Source organism: Streptomyces sp. NPDC002054 (assembly GCF_040296685.1).
Taxonomy (GTDB): domain Bacteria; phylum Actinomycetota; class Actinomycetes; order Streptomycetales; family Streptomycetaceae; genus Streptomyces.
In genome coordinates this window covers 1-24,999 of sequence record NZ_JBEOXT010000017.1, presented here as the reverse complement: position 1 = coordinate 24,999, position 24,999 = coordinate 1, and the positions used below count along the sequence as shown (strand labels likewise).

Annotated in this window: 21 protein-coding genes, 1 tRNA gene and 1 pseudogene; 16 read left to right on the top strand and 7 right to left on the bottom strand. The window is 71.9% G+C overall.

Annotated features, from left to right (window positions below):
- Positions 1–53: 53 nt before the first annotated feature.
- Both ABT123_RS17665 and ABT123_RS17660 read left to right on the top strand, forming a co-directional pair.
- Positions 54–599, top strand: coding sequence for a GNAT family N-acetyltransferase (locus ABT123_RS17665; RefSeq protein ID WP_351314900.1), 546 nt, complete (start codon positions 54–56; stop codon positions 597–599).
- A 76-nt stretch (positions 600–675) separates the two neighbouring features.
- Entirely contained in the window at positions 676–1,572 is an 897-nt protein-coding gene (locus ABT123_RS17660; protein ID WP_351314897.1) for a hypothetical protein, read from the top strand.
- 12 nt (positions 1,573–1,584) lie between these two features.
- Here ABT123_RS17660 and lgoX read toward each other — a convergent pair whose 3' ends face one another.
- The 3 genes from lgoX to ABT123_RS17645 all read right to left on the bottom strand — a co-directional run bounded on the left by lgoX (position 1,585) and on the right by ABT123_RS17645 (position 5,595).
- A complete protein-coding gene (lgoX, locus tag ABT123_RS17655; RefSeq protein ID WP_351314894.1) occupies positions 1,585–3,519 on the bottom strand; it encodes an L-glutamate oxidase LgoX in 1,935 nt (644 codons plus the stop codon).
- A 160-nt stretch (positions 3,520–3,679) separates the two neighbouring features.
- Positions 3,680–4,114 carry a hypothetical protein gene (locus ABT123_RS17650; RefSeq protein WP_351314891.1) on the bottom strand — a complete coding sequence of 145 codons (435 nt, stop codon included), beginning with the start codon at positions 4,112–4,114 and terminating at the stop codon, positions 3,680–3,682.
- A 71-nt stretch (positions 4,115–4,185) separates the two neighbouring features.
- A complete protein-coding gene (locus tag ABT123_RS17645; protein ID WP_351314888.1) occupies positions 4,186–5,595 on the bottom strand; it encodes a hypothetical protein in 1,410 nt (469 codons plus the stop codon).
- A gap of 155 nt (positions 5,596–5,750) precedes the next feature.
- Between ABT123_RS17645 and ABT123_RS17640 the strand changes: the two genes are divergently transcribed.
- The 3 genes from ABT123_RS17640 (at position 5,751) to ABT123_RS17630 (ending at position 9,870) form a co-directional block, all read left to right on the top strand.
- Positions 5,751–6,746: an EamA family transporter gene (locus tag ABT123_RS17640; RefSeq protein WP_351314885.1), complete on the top strand. Its 996-nt coding sequence runs from the start codon at positions 5,751–5,753 to the stop codon at positions 6,744–6,746.
- A 218-nt stretch (positions 6,747–6,964) separates the two neighbouring features.
- The gene (locus tag ABT123_RS17635) at positions 6,965–8,620 is read left to right on the top strand and encodes a glycoside hydrolase family 71 protein (RefSeq protein WP_351314882.1); all 1,656 of its coding nucleotides are present in this window, start codon (positions 6,965–6,967) and stop codon (positions 8,618–8,620) included.
- 80 nt (positions 8,621–8,700) lie between these two features.
- Positions 8,701–9,870, top strand: a complete 1,170-nt coding sequence (locus ABT123_RS17630) for an aminotransferase class V-fold PLP-dependent enzyme (protein ID WP_351314879.1) — start codon at positions 8,701–8,703, stop codon at positions 9,868–9,870.
- A gap of 43 nt (positions 9,871–9,913) precedes the next feature.
- On the opposite strand, the gene cobF is transcribed toward ABT123_RS17630, so the two are convergent.
- A complete protein-coding gene (gene cobF, locus ABT123_RS17625) occupies positions 9,914–10,666 on the bottom strand; it encodes a precorrin-6A synthase (deacetylating) (RefSeq protein WP_351314876.1) in 753 nt (250 codons plus the stop codon).
- Between the two features lie 18 nt (positions 10,667–10,684).
- On the opposite strand from cobF, the gene ABT123_RS17620 reads away from it, so the two are divergent.
- The 6 genes from ABT123_RS17620 to ABT123_RS17595 all read left to right on the top strand — a co-directional run bounded on the left by ABT123_RS17620 (position 10,685) and on the right by ABT123_RS17595 (position 17,544).
- Complete coding sequence (locus ABT123_RS17620) at positions 10,685–11,440, top strand: (Fe-S)-binding protein (RefSeq protein WP_351314873.1); 756 nt, start codon at positions 10,685–10,687, stop codon at positions 11,438–11,440.
- A 59-nt stretch (positions 11,441–11,499) separates the two neighbouring features.
- Positions 11,500–12,966 carry a lactate utilization protein B gene (locus ABT123_RS17615; RefSeq protein WP_351315297.1) on the top strand — a complete coding sequence of 489 codons (1,467 nt, stop codon included), beginning with the start codon at positions 11,500–11,502 and terminating at the stop codon, positions 12,964–12,966.
- Positions 12,963–13,640 (top strand): LutC/YkgG family protein, encoded by a 678-nt coding sequence (locus tag ABT123_RS17610; protein ID WP_351314870.1) that lies wholly within the window; start codon positions 12,963–12,965, stop codon positions 13,638–13,640. Before ABT123_RS17615 ends, ABT123_RS17610 begins: the two co-directional genes overlap by 4 nt.
- A 4-nt stretch (positions 13,641–13,644) precedes the next feature.
- Positions 13,645–14,052, top strand: coding sequence for a VOC family protein (locus ABT123_RS17605; RefSeq protein ID WP_351314867.1), 408 nt, complete (start codon positions 13,645–13,647; stop codon positions 14,050–14,052).
- 2 nt (positions 14,053–14,054) lie between these two features.
- Entirely contained in the window at positions 14,055–16,763 is a 2,709-nt protein-coding gene (locus ABT123_RS17600; protein WP_351314864.1) for a helix-turn-helix transcriptional regulator, read from the top strand.
- Positions 16,764–16,842: 79 nt separating this feature from the next.
- Positions 16,843–17,544 (top strand): alpha/beta fold hydrolase, encoded by a 702-nt coding sequence (locus ABT123_RS17595; RefSeq protein ID WP_351314861.1) that lies wholly within the window; start codon positions 16,843–16,845, stop codon positions 17,542–17,544.
- 49 nt (positions 17,545–17,593) lie between these two features.
- Here the strand turns inward: ABT123_RS17595 and ABT123_RS17590 are convergent, their stop codons facing one another.
- Entirely contained in the window at positions 17,594–18,085 is a 492-nt protein-coding gene (locus ABT123_RS17590) for a DUF309 domain-containing protein (RefSeq protein ID WP_351314858.1), read from the bottom strand.
- A gap of 105 nt (positions 18,086–18,190) precedes the next feature.
- Here ABT123_RS17590 and ABT123_RS17585 point away from each other — a divergent pair.
- The 3 genes from ABT123_RS17585 (at position 18,191) to ABT123_RS17575 (ending at position 20,241) form a co-directional block, all read left to right on the top strand.
- Positions 18,191–18,264, top strand: a tRNA-Pro gene (locus ABT123_RS17585).
- 242 nt (positions 18,265–18,506) lie between these two features.
- Positions 18,507–19,790, top strand: coding sequence for a phosphatase PAP2 family protein (locus ABT123_RS17580; protein ID WP_351314855.1), 1,284 nt, complete (start codon positions 18,507–18,509; stop codon positions 19,788–19,790).
- 118 nt (positions 19,791–19,908) lie between these two features.
- Positions 19,909–20,241, top strand: coding sequence for a hypothetical protein (locus ABT123_RS17575; protein WP_351314852.1), 333 nt, complete (start codon positions 19,909–19,911; stop codon positions 20,239–20,241).
- On the opposite strand, the gene ABT123_RS17570 is transcribed toward ABT123_RS17575, so the two are convergent.
- Complete coding sequence (locus ABT123_RS17570) at positions 20,242–20,904, bottom strand: pentapeptide repeat-containing protein (protein WP_351314849.1); 663 nt, start codon at positions 20,902–20,904, stop codon at positions 20,242–20,244.
- A gap of 200 nt (positions 20,905–21,104) precedes the next feature.
- On the opposite strand from ABT123_RS17570, the gene ABT123_RS17565 reads away from it, so the two are divergent.
- Together ABT123_RS17565 and ABT123_RS17560 are read left to right on the top strand one after the other, a co-directional pair.
- Complete coding sequence (locus tag ABT123_RS17565) at positions 21,105–22,391, top strand: cytochrome P450 (RefSeq protein WP_351314847.1); 1,287 nt, start codon at positions 21,105–21,107, stop codon at positions 22,389–22,391.
- A gap of 80 nt (positions 22,392–22,471) precedes the next feature.
- Complete coding sequence (locus ABT123_RS17560) at positions 22,472–24,295, top strand: ABC transporter ATP-binding protein (protein WP_351314844.1); 1,824 nt, start codon at positions 22,472–22,474, stop codon at positions 24,293–24,295.
- A 176-nt stretch (positions 24,296–24,471) separates the two neighbouring features.
- Here the strand turns inward: ABT123_RS17560 and ABT123_RS17555 are convergent.
- Positions 24,472–24,999: pseudogene (locus ABT123_RS17555) on the bottom strand (hypothetical protein); the annotation flags it as partial.

Below are 24,999 nucleotides of genomic sequence, written 5' to 3'. Positions count from 1 at the left end.
GGCGGACCCGTAATTGCGTTGTGCGGCGGCAGCGCTCCGGCTAGGAATGGCCGGTGATCCAAGGACAGACGATCGGGCTGCGGGCCCGGCTCCCCGAAGACGTGGCGGTGCTCCACGCCGAGCTGTACGAGGACGTGGCGACCCGCTCGCGGGCCGACTCCCGGCCTTGGCGGCCACTGGCCGCCGGCAGCGGGCACTCGCCCTACGAGCCCGGCGGCCCCGCCGAGGACGCAGCCGTGTTCTCCATCGTGGAGCGGGCCACCGGCGAACTTGCCGGGGAGGCCCTGCTCTGGGGCATCGACACCCACAACCGCCTTGCCCATCTGGGCATTTCGCTGCGCCCCGGCTGCCGCGGTCGCGGCCTCGGGCGCGAGGTGGTGCAGCTGCTCTGCCACTACGGATTCACCGTCCGCGGCCTCCAGCGCCTGCAGGTCGACACCCTCGCCGACAACGCGGCGATGATCGCCGCCGCCACCGCGGCCGGATTCACCCTGGAAGGCACCCTGCGCCGCTCCGCCTGGGTGTATGGAGCCTTCGCCGACGAGGTGGTCCTCGGCCTGCTCCACGAGGAATGGAAGGCAGCCACCCGGGAGCTGTGAATCCCCGCCACCGGGGCGGCGCGTGCGTTAGCGTGCGCCCAGGGCAATCGGGGCATCGGGGGAGGGCGGGACATCCGTGGCGCGTGGTCGGAACCAGAACCGGAACCGGAACACGTCCTGTACCGGAGTGGTCGGCGCGGGCATCGCCCTCGTCCTCGGCTGGCTGACGGCCGGCTACCTGCTCACCGTACCGATGCTGATGGAGCAGCTCCTCGCCGCCCAGACACCGCCCCAGGACCTCTCGGGACCCGGTGAGTACGCCGTGGTCTACGCCATCGCGGTGGCCGCCACCCTCGCCGTGTCCGCGGTCGCAAGCAAGCAGCGCCCGCTGATCTGGTGGCTGGTGGCGGCCCGTGCGCTCGGCCTGTACGCCCTCGTACAGGTCGCCGCCCGCTGGGCGGACAACCGCGTCGAGGTGGGCCCGGAGCAGTGGACCCTCCGGGCCATGGCCATCAGCGGCGCGGCCGGCCTCGCCGCGCTGCTCTTCCTGCGCGGGGTCCGGGCCTGGGACCAGAAGCGCGGCGCCGGCAGCATCAGCCCCGGCATGGCGCGACGGATCGGCAACCGCTTCGGCCACCCGCCCCTCGCCGGCCAGATCTGGGTGGCCATGGTCCCGCTGCGCGAGGACCCCGCCCAGGAACTCCGCCACTACTGCGTGATCCTCAAGCCGCGCCTCCTGCACGCCGAGGTGCTCCAGATCACCAGCAAGAACAAGGACAGCCGGCGGGACTTCATCCGGCTGCCCAACGACGGCTGGCACACCAAGAACGACACCGCGCACTGGGTGGAGATCGGGCAGCAGCCCCGCAAGGTCAAGTACGGCCGGTTCCTCGCGAACCGGCCGCAGGGCCGCTGCCCCGACCCCGCCTGGCAGCAGCTCCGGGCCGGCCGCCCCGCCGACCGGCCGAACCGGCCGAACCGGCCCAAGCAGCCCAACCAGCAGAACCGGCAGAACCGGTCCGACCGGACCTGATGCCATCAGAGCTCAGTCCTCCAGGTGGACCTCCAGGGCCGTGCGGACCGCCGATTCCAGCGCGCCCTCGATCCAGGCCGGCTTGACCGAGGTGTGACAGCCCGCGAAGTGCAGCCGCCCCTCCGGCCGGGTCACGTGCGGGAACAGTTCGGTGTGCTGGCCCGGCAGCAGGACCGAGGCCTCGCCGAAGGCGTACGGGTCCCGCATCCACGACTGGGTGCGGCCGACCCCGGTGTAGAAGACCTCGATCCGCTGCCCGTACACCTCCTGCACCCCGGCCAGCGCCCGCGGATAGCGCTCCGCATCGTCGAAGGAGTCCCACTTCAGGGCGTCGTCGGCCCAGCTGTACGCGGCCAGCACCACCCCGCCCGCGCTGCCCTCCACCGGGTGGGAGGGCTGGAACATGAACCGGTTGGGGTTGTCGGTGGTGGAACCGCCGCCGATCACCTTCGCCGCCTCGGGCTGGTCCCGGGCGACGATCCGGCTGGCCGCGTAGTGCGAGCGCTGGGCCTCGGTGACATGGCCGCGGGGTACGGACCGGTGGGCGCCCAGCAGGGACCCGTCGGCCGGGGTACGGCCGAGCTGGTAGGCCGCGTACAGGCCGGGGCGTACGGCCTCCAGCTCCCGCTTCCAGTCGGCCTCGTCGAACTCCCACCAGCGGCGGCTGAACTCGAGCAGCACCTTGGTCGCCGCGTCGTAGTGGAGCTCGGTCACCGCGCGCCGCTTCCCGTACGAGAACGGGGGCGTGACGGGAATGTGCCGCAGACCGGAGAACGGGACGGTGACGATCGCGATGTCGCCGGTGAAGGTCTCCCGGACCACCCGCCGGCCGCCGTGGCCCTCCGAGACCGTCTCGATGGTGACGGTCTTCCGCTCCGGGTCCTGGGCGATCCGGGTGGCCCGCCGGTCCAGCCGGACCAGGTCCTTCACACGCTCGTACATCGCGTCGGCCAAGGTGCCGGTGCCGTCGGGGAGTTCGAAGAACGCGGTGTCGGGGCTGATCAGGGCGGCGGAGATGAAGGAGTGCAGGAAGGTGAGGTGCAGCCGGGAGGTGAGGTTCTCCACCGTCCCGATCAGGTCGACCGTCTGCTCGTCGAGCCGGGCCTCGTCGGTGAGGTAGCGGTACATCGACATGTGGCCGTAGCGCTGGATCACCCGCGCCCAGCCCTCGACCAGGTCGCGGCCCTGCTTGCCGTCGACCTCCTTGCGGACGGGCGCGAGGGCGGTCCGGACGATCTGGGCCGCGGGCACCGTCTCGTACGCGGCCGGGACCCCGAAGGAGCGGTTCACGACACGCGGGTCGCGGGCGTAGTCGGCGCGGCGCACCCGGATGCCGTTGACCAGGATCCAGGTGCGGTACGCCGGGCGGCCGGAGGCGTCCACGTCGACCAGGTGGAACGTGCGGCGTTTGAGGCCGAGGCTGTCGATGAGGCCGGTGACCAGCGGGTGGCTGTCGGGGATGCGCATCGCGCCGGCCTCGGCGTACTGCTTGGGGTCGGCGAACGGGGGCGGGGACTGCTCGTGGCCGCCTGCCCGGAAGGTCTTGATCCGGCCGCCGACCCGGTTCGCGTTGGCCTCGATCACGGTCACCCGGTGGCCCGCCGAGCGCAGCAGGTGGGCGGCGGTCAGTCCGGCCGGCCCGGCGCCGACGATCAGCACCTTCTTGCCCGGCCGGCGGGTCCGGGGGAGTCCGGAACCGAGCAGGATGTCGGAGTAACGGGGCACCAGCGACTCGTCGTTCTCGTCCCGGACAAGGACGGCGCGGGCCACCGACAGGCAGGTCGCCCAGTCGGCGGAGGGGGCGGCCGAGACCGCGGCGGTGGGGGAGGCGGCCGGAGCCGCGGCGGCGACCCCGCCGGCCACGGCCAGGGCTCCGGCGCCGGCTCCGGCGAGCAGGGTGCGCCGGGTGGGTCCGCCGGCCGTGTGAGGAGTGGGCTCAGTGATCATGAACTCACCCTCGGGGCAGTCGGGTGCCCTCCCGGTACCGGACGCGCGTAGACCACCCGAGATCCACCCCAACGAGCGGGCCATCAAATCCGTGCTGACGAAGGGGAGTTCGGGCTCGGTCGGGCGCGGCGAACCGGCCGTGTCGGGCCGTGTCGGGCCGTCAGAGGCGGTGGACCTGTTCCTGTTCCAGGTCCAGCGCGAACCGGCCCGCTGCCAGGATGCGCAGCCCCGGGGCGGCGGCGAGCAGCTCGCCCAGCCAGTGCACGGCCTCCGGGGTGAGCCGGTCACAGCCGTCCAGCACCAGCAGCATGTCCCGTTCGGCGAGGTACGAGGCCGGGTTCGCGGTGCCGCACGGCAGGAACGGCATGCCGGGCAGGCTGCCCAGTGCGGCGGTGAGCCGGCGCACTCCGAAGCCGTGGTCCACGGTGACCACCGCCACGCCGTCGCAGAAGTTCGAGGCGAGCCGCTGGGCGATCTCCCGGACGAGCCGGCTGCGCGGTTCCCGGAACCGGCCGGTGACGGTCACCACCCGGCCCCGGCGGACGGCGGTGAGCAGCCCCGAAAGGCGGTCGGTGCTGACCGGTAACGACGTCATCGGCACGATGCCCCCCATGCATGCGTGTCCAAGGCGCGGCAAGACGGTCATTTTGGCCGCGGTAACGACGATTATCCGCCAGTTCCACAGGAAGACCAGGGGAACGCCGCATTCCGTCGAATATTCAACCGGCTCGCCGGAATTCGGTGGTGCGGGGGGGCCGGGTCCGAGTCGGAGCGCGGGGCGGGAATGCCCTGGACGGGCGGTCGCGGCGGCGACTGCGGCGACCGGCGCCCGCCGTGCCGCCGCATCCGGGCGGCCAGCCGCCGCCACAGCGAGGCGGCCAGCGGAACCACCAACAGGCCGAGGACGAAGACGATCAGAACCGCGTACGCGATCAAGGGCCGCGGCTGGGGGGCCGTCTTGACCTTGTCCTCGGTGTAGAAGTCGTACCAGACGAAGACACACTGCACGATCGCGAGCGAGGTCAGCGCCACGATCACCTTGTTGCGGAACTCGTCGCGCCGGTTGGCCACCCGCTCGCGCCGCAGATTGAAGATCTCGCGCAGGGCGGCCATCCGGTCGGTGAGGGTGCGGCCCTCCTCCGAGATGCCCCACGCCTCGTCGACCGTGTTCTTCACGGTCAGCTGCGAGTTGGAGACATAGCGGATGCTCTCGCTGAAGATCACGCTGCGGAAGGTCGCCTTGTCCGTGAGATCGAGGATTTCGTCGTACTGCCGGTCGATCTCGGCCTGGTTGTGCGGGCCGTCCGTTTCGATGCGCATCAGCTGGGTGGAGGTGAGCCGGGTGGCATCGTCGATGATCAGCCAGTTCTGCGAAGCCAGGATCAGCCCGTTCACGTACTCCTGGAGGGATTCCTCGTCCGCGCCGGTGATCCGGGAGAAGAGGTAGCCCACGGTGCAGGAGGTCTCCCCGAGGGTGCAGGTCACCCCCACCCGCACGCTCACCGGCACGTTGTCGCCCGGTTCGACCAGGATCCGGTGCCACCACAGCATCCGGCCCGCCGGCAGCATTCCGTCCTCCGCCGTCCGCTCGCCGACCGAGTCGAGCGGCCCCAGCGCCTGCTTCATGTCGGCGCACCAGCTGCGGATCTGACGGCCCAGCGCCTTCCGGTACGGCGCCTCCAGGTCCCGGAGCTGCCCGCCGCGGCCCGGCTTGTCGATGTGCAGGTCGATGTCGTCCGCACAGGGGGGCAGGTCGAACACGACGAAGCCGATCGACAGGCTGCTCACGTAGACGCGCGCCGTGAACTCCACCCCGAGCTCCGGGTCCTGGATCCGGACCGTGCCGTCGAGCAGCGCGTTCTCGATGCGCGCCGCGTGGTTCGGCTCCGGGTAGTCCAGCACGATGTCCTCGTCGGCCGGCTCGCCCTCGCCGGTGTACCCGTCGGCGGGCTGCTGGAGCCGCAGCCCCGGGAAGCAGGCCCGCAGCGGCTCCACGACCGCCACGCGGTCCTCGATCAGACTGCTGAGCGAGAAGTCGACCGGCAGCGAGAACGTGACGACCGTGATGATGCGCACCGAGTCTCCAGGGCTTCGGGGAAGGCTTCGGGGAAGGCTTCGGGTGAGGAGCCGACCGACCCCGGCTGGGCAGAAGTGGACAGCAAACGGTCCGGGCCGATAGGACAGTAGCAGTAACTTTGCAGGCAACTCACCTGCCGATCAGGGAGGTTCGAGTGTCCACCGCCAACGCCACAACCAAGGCCGCCGCCAACGCCACTGCGACGGTCAGAGGCGTCGCAGCCGTGGGAGCCTCGGCGGTCGGATTCGGTCTGCTGCCCGTTCTCGCCGTGTGGGGTGCCGACACCGGCCTGAACGTGATGACCCTGCTGATCCTCCGGTTCGCGCTCACCGCCGCCCTGCTGCCGCTGCTCATGCCCCGGGGCGAACGCGGCCGGCCCGCCCCGCGCGATCTCGGCGGGCTCTTCCTCCTCGGCCTCCTCTTCGCCCTGCAGTCGGTGCTGTACCTGCTGGCCGTGGAGCGGATCACCCCGGGCCTGGCCGTGCTGCTCCACTACATCTACCCGGTGTTCGTCCTCGTGCTCGCCGTCCTCCTGCGGCACGACGCGGCCAAGCCCCGTCTGATACTCCCGCTGGGCGTGGCGCTCGCGGGCCTGGCGCTGACCGTCGGCAGCCCCGGCGAGGCCGACACGATCGGGGTGCTCTGCGCGCTGGGCTGCGCCCTGGTCTACGCGCTCTACGTCGTCCTCGGAACCCGGCTCTCCGGCCGGATCGGGCCGCAGCAGCTCACCCTCTACGTGGTCCTCTGGTCCGCGGTGTCGCTGGCGGCCGTCGCCGTGCCCACGGGGCGGTTCGATCTCGGCTTCGAGCCGTCCGGCTGGGCGGCCATCGCCGCCATCGCGGTCCTCTCGACCGCCATGCCGATTGCGCTGTTCTTCGTCGGCGCCAAGAAGCTCGGCGCCACCGGGGCCTCCATCCTCAGCATGCTGGAACCGGTGGTCGGGGTGCTGGCGGCCTGGGCCCTGCTCGGGGAGAGCGTGACCCCCCTCCAGCTGATCGGCGGCGCGATCCTCCTCGGCGGCGCGGTGCTCAGCGTGTACGTGCCGGCCACCGGGCCCGCCGTACCGGAGGCACCGGCGGAAGCACCGGCGGATGCACCGGCCGATGCCCGGGCGGACTCCCCGGCGGACTCCCCGGCGGGGTCGAATTAGCCGTGGCAAACGGTCCGGCGTAGTTCCCGTGGTGCGTGTGACGTACGTGCCAAGGCCGCCAACCCGGCGAACAGTTGTCCGCAGGACGGGAATCCGCTTCACTTCTGTCCAGCCCCGTACGCGGGCATATTCCAGGGAGGGGCCGGAGAATGAGAGCGCATCAGCGGCAGAGGCCGTTAACGCATCGGCGCCGCGCGGGCTTCCGCGGACGTCGTCCGTTGCTGTCCTTCCTGGTCACGGCCTGCCTCCTGGTGGGCGCCTGTGTCGCGGCCGGCATCGTCTGGGACCCGTTCCGGGCCGATGCGGGGCCGGTCGGCTCTGCCGCCGGCCCCCGCGACCCGGAACCGGTGGCCCCCGCGGACGGCACCGCGTCCGGCAGCCCGAAACCCGGCACCGCCCCCGCTCCCGGAGCGAGCGGCGGCGATCCGGCAAAGGGCAAACCCGGCGGGAACGGCGGCAGCGGAGGCACGGCAGGACAGGGCGGAAACCGAGGCGGGGACGCGGGCACGGCGCGGCCGGCCGGCGCCCTGCCCTTCGACATGCCCTCCACCGCCGGCCTGCGGTCCGGCCGGAAGCTGGTCTTCGCGCACTACTTCACCCCCTACCCGCTCTCCCTGGACAACGCGAGCGCGGACCGGGACTACTACACCCGCAACTACCTCGAACCGAAGGGCGAGAGCGGCAAGCACGGCGCCTACGGCGGCCTGCTGCGGGACCGGCCGCTGCCCGTGCCGCCCAAGGGCGGCAACTGGGAGCTCGCCAACCTCCAGCAGGAGGTCCGCACCGCCCGCGCGGCCGGGCTCGACGGGTTCACCCTCGACCTGCTCTCCCTCTCCGGGAAGAACTGGGAGCGGTCCAACCTCCTGATGGAGGCGGCCCGTACGGTGGACCCCGGCTTCCGGATCATGCTGATGCCGGACATGACCTCGCTGAAGACGGACGACCCGGCGGTCCTCGCCGACACCCTCGCCCGGATCGGCAAGGCCCCCGCCGCCCACCGGCTCGCCGACGGCCGGCTCGTCATCTCCCCGTTCAAGGCGGAGGCGAAGAGCGTGGCCTGGTGGACCCAGGTCCTGGACCTGATGAAGTCCCGGCACGGCATCCGCACCGCCTTCGTCCCGCTGTTCCTCGACTTCGGCGCGCACAGCGGCGCGTTCGCCCCGATCAGCCACGGCTTCTCCGAATGGGGCAGCCGCAGCTACGTCGGCCAGGAGAGCTCCACCCGGGACGTCAAGCGCGCCCACGCCATGGGCAAGATCTGGATGCAGCCGGTGTCCGTCCAGGACGCCCGCCCCAACCAGGGCATCTACGACGAGGCCGGCAACACGGCGACCCTGCGGGCCACCTGGACCCGGGCCATCGAGGACGGCGCCGACTGGGTGCAGCTCACCACCTGGAACGACTACTCCGAGGGCAGCCAGTTCGCCCCCTCCCTGCACAACGGGCACACCTATCTGGACCTCAGCTCCTACTACCTGACCCGGTTCAAGACCGGCAGCTGGCCGAAGATCGTCCGGGACACCCTCTACCTCACCTCCCGCACCCAGTTCGCCGGCGCCGACCCGACCGGCGACCAGTCGCTGGTCATGTCGCTGCGCCGGGGCAGCGCCGCACCCCGGGACACCGTGGAGGTCCTCAGCTTCCTGACCGCCCCGGCGACCGTACGCACCACCGTGGGACCGGCCGTCACCGGGCACGAGGCACCGGCCGGCCTGCACGCCAAGCTGCTGCCGCTGCGTCCGGGGACCAGCGCGGCCGAGGTCGTCCGCGGCGGGAAGGCCGCGACTGAGGTGGAGCTGCCCTACCGGGTGGACCGAACGGTGGAGGTGCAGGACCTCCAGTACTACGCGGCGACCAGCGGGCGCGGATCGTAGGACCCACCACCCGCCCCGCCACCCGCCACCCGCCACCAGCTCCCTAGGCCTCAACCCGCACCACGAGGAGACACCGCACTGTGACCGCCGCCCCCACCCCGCCGGCCGTGTTCCCCGGAGGCGCCGCCCTCTTCCGCCTCACCCCGGAGGTCGCCCACCTCAACCACGGTTCCTTCGGGGCGGTGCCCCTCCCCGTCCAGGACGCCCAGACCGCCCTGCAACAGCAGCTCCACGCCGACCCCGACGCGTTCTTCCTCGCCGTCCCGGGACTCGTCGCCGCGGCCCGCGCCCGCATCGCCGACCACCTCGGCGCGGACCCCGACGGGCTCGCCTTCGTCTCCAACGCCACCGAGGCCGCCCAGCTCGCCCTCAACGCGGTCGACTTCGCCGACGGGGACGAGATCCTCGTCACCGACCACGGCTACGGCACCGTCGTCGCGGGCGCCGCCCGGCTGGCCCCCCTCACCACCGTCGCCCTCGACCCGGAGCTGCCCGACGAGGCGGCCGTTCGCGAGCGCATCCTCGCCGCCGTCACCCCCCGTACCAAGGTGGCCCTGCTCGACCACATCAGCTCACCCACCGCCCGGATCATCGCCTCGCCGCAGCTCCTCGCCGAGCTCGCCGACCGGGGCGTCACCACGATCGTCGACGGCGCCCACGCCCCCGGCATGCTCGCCGAACCGCTCGCCGGACAGGCCGACTTCTGGTTCGGGAACCTGCACAAGTGGGGCTATGCGCCGCCCGGCAGCGCCGTGCTCGCCGTCGCCCCCGCGCACCGCGCCCGGGTCGCCGCGCCGGTCCGCTCCTGGGAGGACCACCACGGCTTCCCCCGGGCCGTCGAATACCGGGCCACCGCCGACTACACGGGCTGGCTCGCCGCCCCCGAGGGGCTCGACCTGCTGGCCCGCCTCGACCCGGCGAAGGTCCGCGCCCACAACAGCGCCCTGGCGGCGTACGGTTCCGCCCTGCTGGCCCGGATCCCGGGCCTCCGCCCGCTGCCGCACAGCGAGGGGCTGGCCATGCGGGCCCTGCGGCTGCCGCCTGGCATCGCCGAAACCCGCGAGGCGGCGGTGGCACTCCGCGAGGACATCGCCGCCCGCCACCGCACCCGGGTGCTGATCTGGCCCTGGCCGGGCGGCGGCGGCATCCGCGTCTGCGGCCAGATCTACAACCGCGCCGAGGAATACGAGCGACTCGCCGCCGACCTGCCGGAATTCCTGGCCCGGCACGACGGCGGCCGGGGCGCCTGACCCGCACGCGGCCCCGCTCCTACCCCGGCCCGGCCGGCCGGGGTCAGGAGCGGCGCAGCAGGTAGGTGTCCATGATCCAGCCCTTGCGGGCGCGGGCCTCGGTGCGGAGCTGCTCGATGCGCTCGGAGACCTCCGCCAGCTTCCCCTGCACCAGGATCTCGTCCGGCGTGCCGACGTACGCACCCCAGTAGATGTACAGGTCCTGGTCGAGGTGGCGGGTGAAGGCATGCCGGGCGTCCAGCATCACCACCACGTCGTCCACGCCCTCCGGCCAGCCCTCGGCCAGCCGCCGCCCCGTGGTGATCTGCACCGGGCGGCCCACCCGGTTGAGGTTCGTCCGGTGCCGGGCCAGCAGCGCGGACACACTGCTGATACCGGGCACCACGGAGTACTCGAACTGCACCGCGCCCCGCTCCCGCACCTCCTCCAGGATCGCGAGGGTGGAGTCGTACAGGGACGGGTCGCCCCACACCAGGAACGCCCCGGTCTCGCCCTCGGCGAGATCCTCGGCGAGGAACCGCTCGAAGATCTCGGCGCGCGCGCTGCGCCAGCCGTCCACCGTGGGTGCGTACTCCGCCGGGGTCCGGTCCCGGTCCGGGTCCCGGCCCTCGACGAGCCGGTGGCCCGGCCGGGCGTGCTCCTCGAGCATGGCCCGCCGCAGCCCCGTCAGATCCGACTTCTCCTCCCCCTTCTCCAGGATGAGGAACGCGTCCGCCGCGCCGATGGCCTTGACCGCCTGCAGGGTGAGATGGTCCGGGTCGCCCGCGCCGATACCGATCACTGAGAACTTCTTCACCCGGCTATTCTGCCGGTCATGCGTGTCGCCCTGTTCGTCACCTGCGTCAATGACGCGCTGTACCCCGCCACCGGCATCGCCGTGGTCCGGCTGCTGGAGCGGCTGGGCGTCGAGGTGGACTTCCCGGCGGGCCAGAGCTGCTGCGGCCAGCCCCAGTACAACACCGGCTACCGGCACGAGGCCGAGCCGCTGGTCCGCCGCACCGCCGAGGCCTTCGCCGGGTACGCGTACGTGGTCACCCCCTCCGGATCCTGCGCGGCGATGATCCGAGAGCACTACCCGCGGATCGGCGCGAAGGCGGCTGCGGAGGGCCGCGGCACCGACCTGACCCGGCTCGCCGAGGACCTCGTACCGCGCGTGTACGAGCTGACCGAGTTCCTGGTCGACGTCCTCGGGGTGACCGACGTCGGCGCGTATTTCCCGCACACGGTCACCTACCACCCCTCCTGCCACGGGCTGCGCGGGCTGGGCCTCGGCGACCGCCCGCGCCGGCTGCTGGCCGCCGTCAAGGGCCTGGACCTGGTCGAACTGCCCGGCGCCGAGGAGTGCTGCGGATTCGGCGGCACCTTCGCCGTCAAGAACCCCGATGTCTCCGCCGCCATGGCCGCCGACAAGCTCCGCCACGCCACCGCCACCGGGGCCGCCGTCCTGTGCGGGGCGGACAACTCCTGCCTCGCCCACCTGGACGGCACCCTGCGGCGGCAGGGCGCCCCGCTGCGCACCCTGCACCTCGCCGAGATCCTGGCCGCCACCGAAGCGGAGCCGCTGCGGTGACCGGCACCCGAAGCCGAACCGGCACCGGAACCAGTACCGGATCCGGGGCGTTCCTCGGCATGCCGGCCTTTCCCGCCGCCGCGCGGGAAGCCGTACGCGACGACACCCTCCGGGCCAACCTGCGCCACGCCACCCACACCATCCGCGACAAGCGGGCCCGCGCGGTTGCCGAACTCGCCGACTGGGACCGGCTCCGGGAGGCCGGCCGGGCCGTCAAGGACCACACGCTCCGCCACCTCGACCACTACCTGCTCCGGCTGGAGGAGGCCGTGACCGCCGCCGGCGGCACCGTCCACTGGGCGGCCGACGCCGCCGAGGCCAACCGCATCGTCACCGGCCTGGTCCTGGCGACCGGCGAGCGGGAGGTGGTCAAGGTCAAGTCCATGGCCACCCAGGAGATCGGCCTCAACGAGGCACTGGAGGCGGCGGGCATCGCCGCGTACGAGACGGACCTCGCCGAACTCATCGTCCAGCTCGGCCACGACCGGCCCTCGCACATCCTGGTCCCCGCCATCCACCGCAACCGCGGCGAGATCCGCGACATCTTCCGCACCCGGATGGGGGACTGGGGGCGGCCCGCGCCCGAGGACCTCGACGACACCCCGGCCGCGCTCGCCGAGGCCGCCCGACTGCACCTGCGGGAGAAGTTCCTGCGCGCCAGGGTCGCCGTGTCCGGCGCCAACTTCATGGTGGCGGAGACCGGCACCATGGTCGTCCTCGAATCGGAGGGCAACGGCCGGATGTGCCTGACCCTCCCGGAGACCCTGATCTCGGTGGTCGGCATCGAGAAGGTGGTCCCCACCTTCCGGGACCTGGAGATCTTCCTCCAGACCCTGCCGCGGTCCTCCACCGCCGAACGCATGAACCCGTACACCACCATGTGGACCGGGCTGGGTCCGTCGAAGGGGGCGGACGGCGACGGCCCGTCCGCCTTCCACCTGGTGCTGCTCGACAACGGCCGCACCGACACCCTCGCCGACGAGGTGGGCCGGCAGGCCCTGCGCTGCATCCGCTGCTCCGCCTGCCTCAATGTCTGCCCGGTCTACGAACGGGCCGGCGGGCACGCCTACGGCTCCGTCTACCCGGGGCCGATCGGCGCCATCCTCAGCCCCCAACTGCGCGGCACGGCAAGCGAGATCGACGCCACCCTGCCCTACGCCTCCACCCTGTGCGGGGCCTGTTACGAGGTCTGCCCGGTCGCCATCGACATCCCCGAGGTCCTGGTGCACCTGCGGGAACGGGTGGTCCAGGGCGGCCCGGTCACCCGCGAGGGCATCCGGGTGCGGATCCGCCCGGCCACCGGCCACGCCGCCGAACGCGCGGCGATGCGCGGCGCCCGCCTGCTGCTCGACCACCCGGGCGTGCTGCGCCGCGCCGAACGCGTACTGGCCCGGACCCGCCGCTTCCGCCCGCACCGGCTGCCCGGTGCGGCGGGCCGGGCCTGGACCGACACCCGCGACCTGCCCCCGATCCCGGCGGAATCCTTCCGCGACTGGTGGACCCGCGAACGGGGAGGCACCCGATGAGCAGCAAGGACCGCATCCTGGCCCGGATCCGGCGGGCCGTGCCGGCCGGGTCGGTGCCGCCCGGGGCGGGGCCGGACGCGTACGCCGACATCCCGCGCGACTACCTCACGGTCCACGGCACCCGCACCCCGGAGCAGCGGGTGGACCTGCTGGCGGCGAACCTCGCCGAGTACCGGGCCATCGTCCACCGCACGGACGAGGAGGGACTCCCGCAGCTCCTCGCGCACCTGCTCGCCCGGCGCGGGGCCGCCTCGGTCCTGGTGCCGCCCGCACTGCCCGGGGCCTGGCTCGCCGCCACGGAAGCCACCCGGATCCACGACCGCGCCGACGCCACCCCGGCCACCCCCGCCGCACTCGACCGGGTCGACAGCGTGGTCACCGGGTGCGCCCTCGCCATCGCCGAAACCGGCACCATCGTCCTGGACGGCGGCCCGGACCAGGGGCGGCGCCGCATCACCCTGATCCCCGACCACCACATCTGCGTCATCCACGTCCCCGGGCGGGTGGTGGACTCCGTTCCGCAGGCCCTGCCGCTGCTCGATCCGGCCCGCCCGCTGACCTGGATCTCCGGCCCGTCCGCCACCAGCGACATCGAACTCGACCGGGTGGAGGGCGTCCACGGCCCCCGCACCCTGGAGGTCGTCCTGCTCACCACCGGGCACGCCGCACAATAAGCGCATGCCCTCGCACATCGCCCTGACCGCCCTCGTCGTCGCCGACTACGACGAGGCCATCGACTTCTACACCCGTGCCCTCGGCTTCGACCTGGCCGAGGACACCCCGCGCCCGGACGGCTCCCGCTGGGTGGTGGTCCGCCCGCCCGGCACCACCGGGACCGGCCTGCTGCTGGCCCGCGCCAAGGACGAGGCCCAGCGCTCCCGGGTCGGTGACCAGACGGGCGGCCGGGTCGGCTTCTTCCTGTACACGGAGGACTTCGCCGGCGACCACACCCGGATGACGGCCGAGGGGGTCCGCTTCCTGGAGGAGCCGCGCCACGAACCGTACGGCTCGGTCGCCGTCTTCGAGGACCTCTACGGCAACCGCTGGGACCTCCTCCAGCCCGCCGCCCCGGACACCAGCGCCTAGCCGTGTTCGACGGTGGGGGGCCGCTGGTCGGGCGGGAGGCCGAGCTGGACCGGATCGACGTGTTCCTGGAGGACATCGCGCGGCGGAACGGCGGTCCGCTGCTGCTGCTCGGCGAGCCGGGCGTCGGCAAGACCGCACTGCTGGCCGCCGCCGCATCCAGGGCCGAGAACCGCGGCATGCACGTGGTGGCGACCGCCGGTGTGGAATACCGGGCGAGGCTGAGATACGCCGGTCTCGGGCCGCTACTCGGGCCGTTATTCGGGACGGTGGGGCAGCAAGACGGCCCGGCGCCCGGGCACGAGGCGGCCGTGGGCGCCGTGCTGTCGGTGGTCGGGCGGCATGCGGGCCACCGGCCGACGCTGCTGCTCGTGGACGACGTGCAATGGCTGGACCCGGCCGGCGCCGCGGTCCTGGGCGAGGTCGCGCGCCGACTGGCAGGGGGCGGCGCAGGGATGCTGTGCGCGGCCCGGGACGGAGCGGAAGGCTTCTTCGACCACAGCGGACTTCCCGTCCACGAGGTGGGTCCCCTCAGCGATGCCGCCTCCGACGACCTGCTGGTCCACCACTTCCCGGCACTCGCGCTGCGGGTACGGCGGCGCCTGCTGGCCGAAGCACAGGGAAACCCGCTGGCCCTCCTGGAGCTTCCGGTCGCGCTCGGCGGCCCGCAGGGGGCGGCCTCCGGGGCCCTGCCCGAGCGCCTCCCGCTCAGCCGCAGGCTGCAATCGGGGTTCGCCTCCCGCGTCACCGGCCTGCCCGCGGCCACGCGGTACCTGCTGCTGCTTGCCGCGCTGGAAGGCGCCGGCGACCTCCGGGCCCTGCGGCGCGCCACCGCCGGGCGGTTGAGTCTCAAGCACCTGGGCGCCGCCGAGCGGGCCCGGCTGATCCGCGTAGACGAACCGTCCGGCGTGCGGTTCCGGCATCCGCTGACGCGGTCGGCGGTGGTGGAGCTGTCGACCAGCGATCAGCGTCGGAGCGCCCATCGTGCGCTCGCCCGGGCATGGAAGGAGGTTCCGGAGCGCCAGGCCTGGCATCTGGCCCAAGCCGTGGAGGCCCCCGACGAACAGGTTGCCGCCCTGGTGGAGCGGGCGGCCGGCGTGATCGGCCGCCGCGGCGACGGGCCGGCCGCGGTGGCGGCCCTGCTGCGCGCCGCCGAGCTGACCCCGGCCGGCCCCGAACGGGCGCGACGGCTCGCCCAGGCGGCGTACACCGGTGCGAACGTCACCGGCGAACTGCGGGACGTGCCGCACCTGCTGGACGATGCGCGCCGCACGGCGCCCGGGGAGGGATCGCTCGCCGTGGCGGTGGCCGGGGCGGCGTACCTGCTCAACGGCTCCGGAGACATCGACACCGCACACGGCCTGCTGTGCCGTGCCATCGCCCTGCGGCCCGAGCCGCCGGAACCCGCCGATGCCACTTGGGCCGAGGCGCTGTACACCCTGCTGCTGGTGTGCTTCTTCGGCGGCCGGTCCGAGCTGTGGTCCCCGTTCGACGCCGCACTGGCCGGGTACCCGGCTGCTCCGGTCCTGCTGGCGACGGCCCGCAGCACCTTCGCCGACCCGGCCCGCACGGGCCCGGCCGAACTGGCGGTGCTGGACACGGCCATCGCAGGGCTGGCGAACGAGTCCGACCCGCTGCGCATCATCCGGGTGGCCATCGCCGGAGCGTATGTGGACCGGCTGGACGGATGCGCGGAAGGGCTGCACCGCGTGGTGGCCGCCGGACGCCGGGGCGAGAACGTCACGCTCGCCATCGACGCCCTGTTCCTGCTGGGCAACCACATGTGGCTGACCGGGCAGTGGCCGGACCTGCGGCAGATCGCCCGCGAAGGACTGGACCTGTGCGAGCAGCACGACTACCGGATGCTCGGCTGGGTGGGGCAGTACCTGCTGGCCTGCACGGCCGCGGCATGCGGCGACCAGGCGACGGCCGGCAGTCTGACCGACCTGATGGACCAGTGGGCCGGGCCCCGGCGCGCCGACGCCGTGCGGGCCTACGCCGCCCACGCCAGGACCCTGTCCGCCCTCGGGCAGGGAGACTTCGAGGAGGCGTATCAGCACGCGACCCTCTTCACACCGCCCGGGACCCTGCCGAAGTACGCCCCGCAGGCGCTGTGGACTGTCATGGACCTGGTGGAAGCGGCCGTGCGCACAGGCCGCCGCAGCCAAGCCCGGGACCATGTCGCCGCAGCCCGGAGCGCCGGTCTGGACGCGCTGTCCCCGCGCCTGGAGATGCTGCTGCACGCCTCCGCCGCGCTCGCGGCCGACGACGACCGGCATCCGGGCTTCCGGGACGCCCTCGCCGTGGCCGGGGCCGAGCGGTGGCCCTTCGACCTGGCCCGCATCCGTCTCTACCACGGCGAGCGGCTCCGGCGCGGCAAGGCCCCCGCACAGGCCCGCCGACAGCTGAGCGCCGCGGCGAAGACCTTCCAGCGGCTCGGCGCAGCCCCCTGGGCCGACCGGGCGAATCAGGAACTGCGCGCCTGCGGCAGCACCGCAGGCACAGCTCCTCCGCATGACAGGGTTGCGCTGACACCGCAGCAGCGGGAGATCGCACACCTGGCCGCCGCCGGCCTGACCAACAAGCAGATAGCCGAGAAGCTCTTCCTCTCCCCGCGCACCGTCTCCACCCACCTCTACCAGCTCTTTCCCAAACTCGGCGTGACCTCCCGGGCCGCACTGCGGGACGCGCTGAAGCGGAACTACGTCAGATGACGGAGGCGGCAAAACCGACCGCATTCGTAGGGTCCGCGGCAGGGCTGCGTTCAGGCACCCCCAGGACCCCGGAGGATTGATGACGAACGAGACCGCACCACGCGGACATGTCGTACTCGTACACGGAGGCTTCGTGGACGGATCCGGCTGGCAGGGGGTGTACGACGCCCTCAAGGCCGACGGCTACCACGTGGCCGTCGTGCAGAACCCCACGCTCTCGCTGGACGGTGACGTGGCCGCCACCCGGCAGGTGATCGAGGGGATGCCGGGACCGGTGACCCTGGTCGGCCACTCCTACGGCGGGGTCGTGATCACCGAGGCGGGCAACCACCAGAAGGTGACCTCGCTCGTCTACATCGCCGCCTTCGCCCCCGACAAGGGCGAGTCGGTGAGCACCCTGATCGCCGACCCGCCGCCGGGAGCCCCGGTCCCGCCGATCCTGCCGCCGAACCAGGGCTTCCTGTTCCTGGACCGCGACAAGTTCGCCGACTCCTTCGCCGGTGACCTGCCCCGCGCCCAGGCCGAGTTCATGGCCGACTCCCAGGTCCCCTGGGGCGTGGACGCCCTGGGCGGCGCGGTGTCCCAGCCGGCCTGGCGCACCAAGCCGGCCTGGTACCTGATCGCCACCGACGACCGCATGATCCCGCCGCCGGCCCAGCGGGCGATGTCCGAGCGGATCGGAGCACAGACCGTCGAGGTGTCCGGCAGCCACTCCGTCTACGTCTCGCAGCCCGCCGCCGTCGCCGACCTGATCAAGCAGGCCGCCGCGGCCACCGACTGACCGGACCGGGACCGAGGCCGGGGCTTCCGCCGGCCGGCGGAAGCCCCGGTCACGATCGGCCGGACGGGTCCTGGACGGCGGTCAGGCGCGGGGCCTCACCGGCCGCGTCGATCCGGTCGCCGTCCTCCACCCGCCCGGCCAGTGCCCCGGCCCAGCGGACCAGCCCGGCCGTGTCGATTCCGTACGGGGTACCCAGGCCGGCGATCCCGCCGGCCCCGCGCCGCAACAGGCGAGCCCCGCCCACCGCATTGCCGCGCGCGGCATGGGTCAGCCCGACGGCCAGCTGTGCCAGCCCCCGCCACAGCGGGGCCTCGGCCTCCGGGCCGGACTTCCAGGCATCCTCGAACACCTCGTGCGCATGGAACGGCATCCCGGCATCCAGCAGCCGCTGCGCCTCCCGCACGGTCTCCGCCGGAACCCGCACCACCCCCTCGGGCTGCCGCTCGACCCCTGCCTCGCCATAGGGCAGCGGGCGCCCCAGCCCGTCCCGGGGCCGCGCATTCCGCGCCCGCCCCTCCACATCCCGATCCCGTCCGCTCACACCCCCATCCTCCCTCCCCGATCACCGGTGCGTGGGCACCCCTCGGCGTGGGGTAATGTTCTTCATGCACCGCCGCCCGGGGAAACACCCGGGTGACAGGAGCATCGGGACGTGGCGCAGCTTGGTAGCGCACTTGACTGGGGGTCAAGGGGTCGCAGGTTCAAATCCTGTCGTCCCGACTTTTCGAAGTCGCAGGTCAAGGGGCCGTTTCAGAGCAATCTGAAACGGCCCCTTGATCGTTTCTGGGTACTTCTGGTGGCCCAACGATCGGTGAACCACACCCCCTCAGCTAGCATGTTCGAGCTCACGACGACCACGTTGACGTATGAACATCGGCTGAATATTGATATCCAAGACTAAGCGAGTGTTTTCGCGAATAGACGGCAGCAACGGCATCGCTGCATGGCGTCAACCACGCGTCATGCTGTGGGTCGCAGTGAGTGTGGTGGCCCTCGGATTCCTCATTGCGCTGGAGATCGCCGCACGCGGGTACGGCGTGCCGGGGCCGATCACCGTCCAGACGCGAGAAGTGATCTTCGCCCCGCAGTCGGGGACGGTGCTCTACGCCAGCATGGCGCTGATGATGGTGGTGCTCACCTGGCGGCAGCGCTTCATCGCGCTCGGTGCCGCGATCGGCATCGACCTCGTCTTCTGGCTCGTGCGGTGGGCGGTCGGCGCCCAGATGATGTACGGCAACGGCGCGCTCTGGGTGACTCTGGCCTGCGCCGTGATCGCCGTCACGCGCCGCACCGGCCGGGAGCGGGCCCTGCTGCTGAAAGGCGTCGGACTGGCCCTGCTGCTGGTGGCCGGCCGCAAGACCGGCTACACCTGGCTGCTGATCACGACGCAGACCCGCCCCACGGTGCTCGATCAGTACGTGGCAACCGCCGATCACGCGTTGGGTGACCCGTCGTGGGTGGCGGGCCGGATCGTCGAGGCCACCGGCACGGTCGGCTTCCGCGTCCTCGAATTCGTCTACATCCAGCTCGCGGTGATGGCGGTCGTCGTCGCGTTGTACCAGCTGCGCAACGTGGCGGCCGAACGCCGCTTCCCGGGCCATCACCTGGTGCGCACGTTCCTGGTCATCGGCCTGCTCGGGCCGGGGATCTACATGATCTTCCCTGTGGTCGGACCGATCTTCGCCTACGGCGCCGACGGGGGGCAGTGGGCGGTGGCCGACCTGTGGCCGAACACGCCGCCGCCGCTCAGCACCCCGGTCCCGATGCCCTTCGACGACGGACCCCCGCGCAACTGCATGCCCAGTCTGCACACGGCGTGGGCCACCGCGATCTTCATCCACACCCGCAAGGGTCCGTGGGCCCTCCGCATCCTGGGCGCGTTCTGGCTGATCGCGACGCTGGGCGCAACCCTGGGCTTCGGCTACCACTACGGCGCTGACATCGTCGCCGGCGTGGTCTTCACGGTCACGATCGAGGCGGCGCTGCGCGCGCTCGACCGCGGCTGGGACCGGTCGGGAATCCAGCTGGTCGCCTACGGCACCGCGGTTTTCGCTGCGCTCCTGGTGGCGTACCGCTATCTGTCGGTGGAAATGGCCGAACACCCGTGGATCTTCGGACCGCTGGTCATGCTGTCGATGGCCTCGGTGATCTATGGCTACGTCCGGACCACCAGGCGGTGGGACCGGGAAACCCCGTCGGCGCACCTGCCGGCACCGCGACGCGAACGGCAGCCCGAGCTGGTGTGAGCACGCGCAGCTCATCCACCCGAATGCGGTCCCCCGATTGCGGGGGCCGCCGGGCGCTTCGACACTCGAATCCGTACGAGTAGAGCTGTCGAGCAGCGCGCACAAGGTGGGAGTAATAATGTCCGAGGCCGCAGACGGCTACGCTTGCGAAGCCGGCGCTCAAGACTTCACCGCTACCGCATCTCGGACCAACGGGGAACGATGGGTCGCAGTGGAAGGCACGTGCTCATGCCCGACCCCGGGCTATGAACTGAAGTTGGAGCTCGCATCCCCGCCGTTCGATCCGGTTCCTGAAGAACTCCATCTGAACCTGGTGGAAAAGGCGCCCGGTGGCACCGTGATTCAACCCATCACGCCGACGCCGGCCAAGGGAAAGTTCCGCATCACTGACGAAGTGGAACGAGTACTGATCCGCAACAGGGGACTCAGCGTATTGATCAAGGAAGCTTGATCAATCCATGCGCTCGCCGTTCTTCCAGAGGGGGCAATCGGGGGCCAGCCCGCCCCAGTGGGCGCGGACGTGCTCATAGTGGTTGAAGATGTGCCGTGCGAGTTTCGGTACATCGACTTTCGTCGGCCAGCAGGTATCGATGTCGACGATCGCACCGGTGAAGTAGGTGGCGTCATCGTTGATCGTCGCTTCGGTGAAGTTCGCAGCGTGCAGCCATGTCCCCTCAAGGTGAGCGCCTCTCAGATCCGCTTGGTAGAAGTTGGCCCCCACCAGATTCGCTCCCTGCATCCTGGCCCCTCTGAGGTCAGCCCCCGTCAGATCGGTGTCCCGGAGCTGAGCTTTCCTTAGATCGGCTCCCCTGAAATCCGCGTTGTGCAGCACCTTGCCGCTGAAGTTGATGCCCTGGATATCGCGGCTGCCGGGAGTGAATCCCGGTATGGACTCCGCGATTTCGACATTGGCGCGCCAGGCCGAGTACTTCTGGCGCTCTCCGAGGGACTGTTCCAGGAACAGGGCAGACACGCCCACGGCAATGCCGGTGATCAGCCCGCCCCCGATGCCGGCCAGCACTTCGATCCTGGGTTCGCGCTCCGGTTCCTTGATGGCCATCCGCCAGGCGAAGATCGCACCCGCCGCGCCGAGGACACCGAGTATGACCAACACTCCGAGCAGAACCCACCCCGAGTGAGGCATGGGGACCATCCCCCAATATGCATGGGCCGGGCAGAAACCTCCCCACTTCCTCTCTACGCCCGCCCCCGGGTGATCGCAAACGCGGCGATCACTGCGGGGTGTTGCCCGTTGCGGCTGCTCCCCTACAGTGCGTGATGACGTGCCGTGCCGCAGCGAACAGGAGCAGCCCCGTGGCCACCCATGCCTTTCGCGCCGTCCCCGAGCTGGAACCCGGTCTCGTCGGGGAGTGGCAGGCCGGGGGAGGGGAGCTCGTCGACCTCTTCGCCCGGGCGCGCGAACGGCTCGGCGGAGTCGCTGCCGTTCGGCTCGGTCCGCGCCCGACCGTCCTGGTCACCGATCCCCAGGCCGTACAGCATGTGCTCGCGCTCCACCCCGACCGGTACGTGAAGCGCTCGCACCGCGCCCGGCTGCTGATCGGCGACGGCGTCCTCGCCGCGACGGGCGACGCCTGGCAGCGGCAACGGCGGCTGCTGCAGTCCCAGTTCACCGGACGGGGAATGCGCCGCTACGAGCAGCGGATCACCGAGGCCGCCCGGACCACCGCCGAGCGCTGGGCCGGGTACGCCCGCACCGGGCAGGTGCTCGACGTCGGCGAGGAGATGCGCCGCTTCGCCCTGGACACCATCTGGCGGTCCCTGACCGGACATCCCCTCGACGTCGGCACCGAGCGCGAACTGGCCGCCGTGCCCGCCGTGGTGGCCGCGCTGCCCACCCTGCCCGCCGACGGCACCGCCGCCCAAGGGGCCGTCGCCGCCGAACTGGCCAGGATCGACGCCGTGGCCGGCCGCGCCATCGCCGCCGCCCGCGACGGCGAGGCCGGCCCCGACGGCCCGGGCCTGCTGCACGTGCTGATCGAGGCGTCCGGAACGCGCCCCGAGTACACCGACCGGCTGATCCGCGACGAGCTCGTCACCCTGCTGGTCGCCGGTCACGAGACCACCGCCACCACCCTGACCTGGTTGTACCTGTTGCTGGACCGGAACCCGGAGGCGCGCGAGCAGGCCCTCGCCGCCGGCACCGAAGGTTCCCCCCAGCGGCGGCAGGCCGTTCAGGCCCTCGTCCACGAAACGCTGCGCTTCTACCCGCCCGCCTGGATCCTGCCGCGCTGCGCGGCCGAGGGCGACCTCCTCGCCGGATACGAGATCGAGGCCGGCACCGAGGTGCTGGTCTGCCCCTACCTCACCCACCGGGACCCCGGGCTCTGGGAAGATCCCGCGCGGTTCGATGCGGGGCGCTTCACCGCTCCCGGCCGGCGCCCCACCCACCCGGGGAGCTACCTCCCGTTCGGCATCGGACCCCGGGCCTGCCTGGGCCTCCAGTTCGCCCTCCGGGAGTCGACCGTCCTCCTCGAGCACCTGCTGCCCGCCCACACCCCGCGCTTCCGCTCCACCCCGGCCAAGGCGGCGTACGGCCTCACGGTCCGCCCCGACGGCCCGACCCCCGCAACACTGGGCTAGCGAAAAACACTTGGACGGTGCGGGCGGCGCCGCGGGACACTGCGAACCTTGTCCTTCTGGTCCGACAAAGCAGGGTTGGGATGGGATCGCCCGAATCGCACGAAAGTTCGCCGGGCAAGGGCCCGGTGCTCCTCGCACTCCGCCACTACGGACGGGAGCTGGCCCGGCTCCGATGGCTGACACTCCCCGCGATGCTGCTCCCGGCGCTGGGCAACATCGGCATCCACTACATCGCGCCGCTGATCGTCGCGAAGCTCGTCGGCCGCATGGCGGGAGACACCGGCACCGGCACCGACATCGGATCGACGCTCCCTTATGTCCTGGTCTTCGCCGGCACGCTGCTGGCCGCGGAAGCGCTGTGGCGCATCGGACTGCACTGCCTGAACCGCCTTGATGCCCGCGGCATCGAGAACCTGTACGTGATCGGCATGGAAGAGCTGTACGCCAAGGACGCCGCGTTCTTCCACGACAACTTCGCCGGATCGCTGACCAAGCGGGTCCTGAGCTTCGCCTCCCGCTTCGAGGAGTTCGTCGACACGCTGACCTTCTCGGTCATGGGCAGCTTCGTGCCCCTGGTGTTCGCCTCCGTGGTGCTGTGGCAGTACGACCCGCTCCTCGTGGCCGGCCTCCTGACAATGATCGCGTTCACGGGGCTGTGCGTCGCACCCCTGATCCGTCGCCGCCAGGCGCTCGTCGCCCGGCGGGAGGAGGCGATCGCCCGGGTCTCGGGACACGTCGCCGACAGTCTGATGAACATGGACACGGTCCGCGCGTTCGCCGCCGAGGGACGCGAGGCCGCCGAACACCGGTCCCGCGTCGCGGAGTCCCGGCGGCTCACGCTGCGTTCCTGGGACTACGGCAATCTGCGCATCGACACGCTGGTCGCGCCGATGTCCGTGCTGACCAATGTGCTGGGCCTGCTGCTCGCCCTCTCGCTCGGCGCGGGAGGGCACGGCGTGGAGGCGGTCATCGTCGCCTTCACCTACTACGCGAGCGCGACGCGGATCATGTTTGAATTCAACCAGATCTACCGGCGCCTGGAGAGCTCCATGACGGAGGCCGCGCAGTTCACCGAACTGCTGCTGGAACCGCCGACCGTGCTCGACCCGGCATCCCCGGAACCGCTGTCCTCGCGGACGGCCGCCGACGTGCACTTCGAGCGGGTGACCTTCGCCCACGCGGGTGCGAAGCCGCTCTTCGAAGGCCTCGACCTGGCCGTGCCCAGCGGCACGAAGATCGGTCTCGTCGGCCGGTCCGGCGGGGGCAAGACCACGCTCACCCGGCTGCTGCTGCGGATGACGGACATCGACGCCGGCCGGATCCTGGTCGGGGGCCAGGACATCAGCCGGCTGAGCCAGGCCGACCTGCGCAGCCTGATCGCCTACGTGCCGCAGGACCCGGCGATGTTCCACCGCACACTGCGGGACAACATCGCGTTCGCTCGGCCGGAGGCCACCGACGCCGAGATCCGGCGCGCGGCCGAGGCGGCGCACGTCACCGAGTTCGCCGATGCGCTTCCGGACGGCTTCGACACCATGGTGGGTGAGCGCGGGGTGAAGCTGTCCGGCGGGCAGCGCCAGCGGGTCGCCCTCGCCCGGGCGATCCTGCGCGACGCGCCGATCCTGCTGCTCGACGAGGCGACCAGCGCCCTGGACTCCGAGAGCGAGATCCTCGTACAGGACGCACTGTGGCGGCTCATGGACGGGCGGACCGCGCTCGTGGTCGCGCACCGGCTCAGCACGGTGGCCGGCATGGACCGGCTCGTTGTCCTGGACCGGGGACGGATCGTCGAGCAGGGCTCGCACCAGGAGCTGCTCGCGGCGGAGGGTGCCTACGCGAAGCTGTGGCAGCACCAGTCGGGCGGCTTCCTCGACGACACCCCGGCGGGGGCCGACCTGCACTGAGGACCTACCCGCGCATGGGGCCGGGGCGGCGCCGAGTTTCTCGTCGGCGTCGCCCCGGTTTATCTCCATGCACCACGTGTGTCTTCACGGTCGCCGGCTGGCCGGGGCGGGGGTGCCGCCTCGGTCAGCCGGTTCCGCCCCGGGCCGTGGTTCCCGGGGCGGTGACCGGTGTGCGGTCAGGGAAGGAGTGGGAAGAAGACGGCTGTCAGTGGGGCTGTCACGGTGGACGAGCGGTAGCAGCTTGTTCCCGCGAAGGTTGCGGTGTAGGTCGTCGCGGTGATCACTGTGCTGGGGACCGGCAGGTTCGGCGGGGCCAGTGTTGCGACCCCGGCGGCGTTGGTGAGTGCGGTTCCGAGGATGGTGGGGAAGGGCAGGGTGTTGGCCCTGAAGGTGACCAGTTGTCCGGCGAGTGGAGCGGCGGTGGCGGTGACCTTGAGGGTGGCGCTCATTGACGGGATGACGAAGGTGCCGTTGGTGCGCAGGCGGACCTGTGCCGGGGCGGCTGTGAGCGTTGTGGGGGCTGTGTTCACGGTGAGGTTTGCGGTGGTGGCGGAGGCGCTGCGGCAGGGGCCTCCGTTGTAGACGGCGGTGACCGTGCCGTTGGTGCTGGCGGTGGTGGTGACGCAGGCTGTGCCGCTTGCGTTGAGTGCCACGGTCTGGGTGAAGCCGCCGGGGCCGCTGAAGGTGACGGTTCCGGTGGGGGT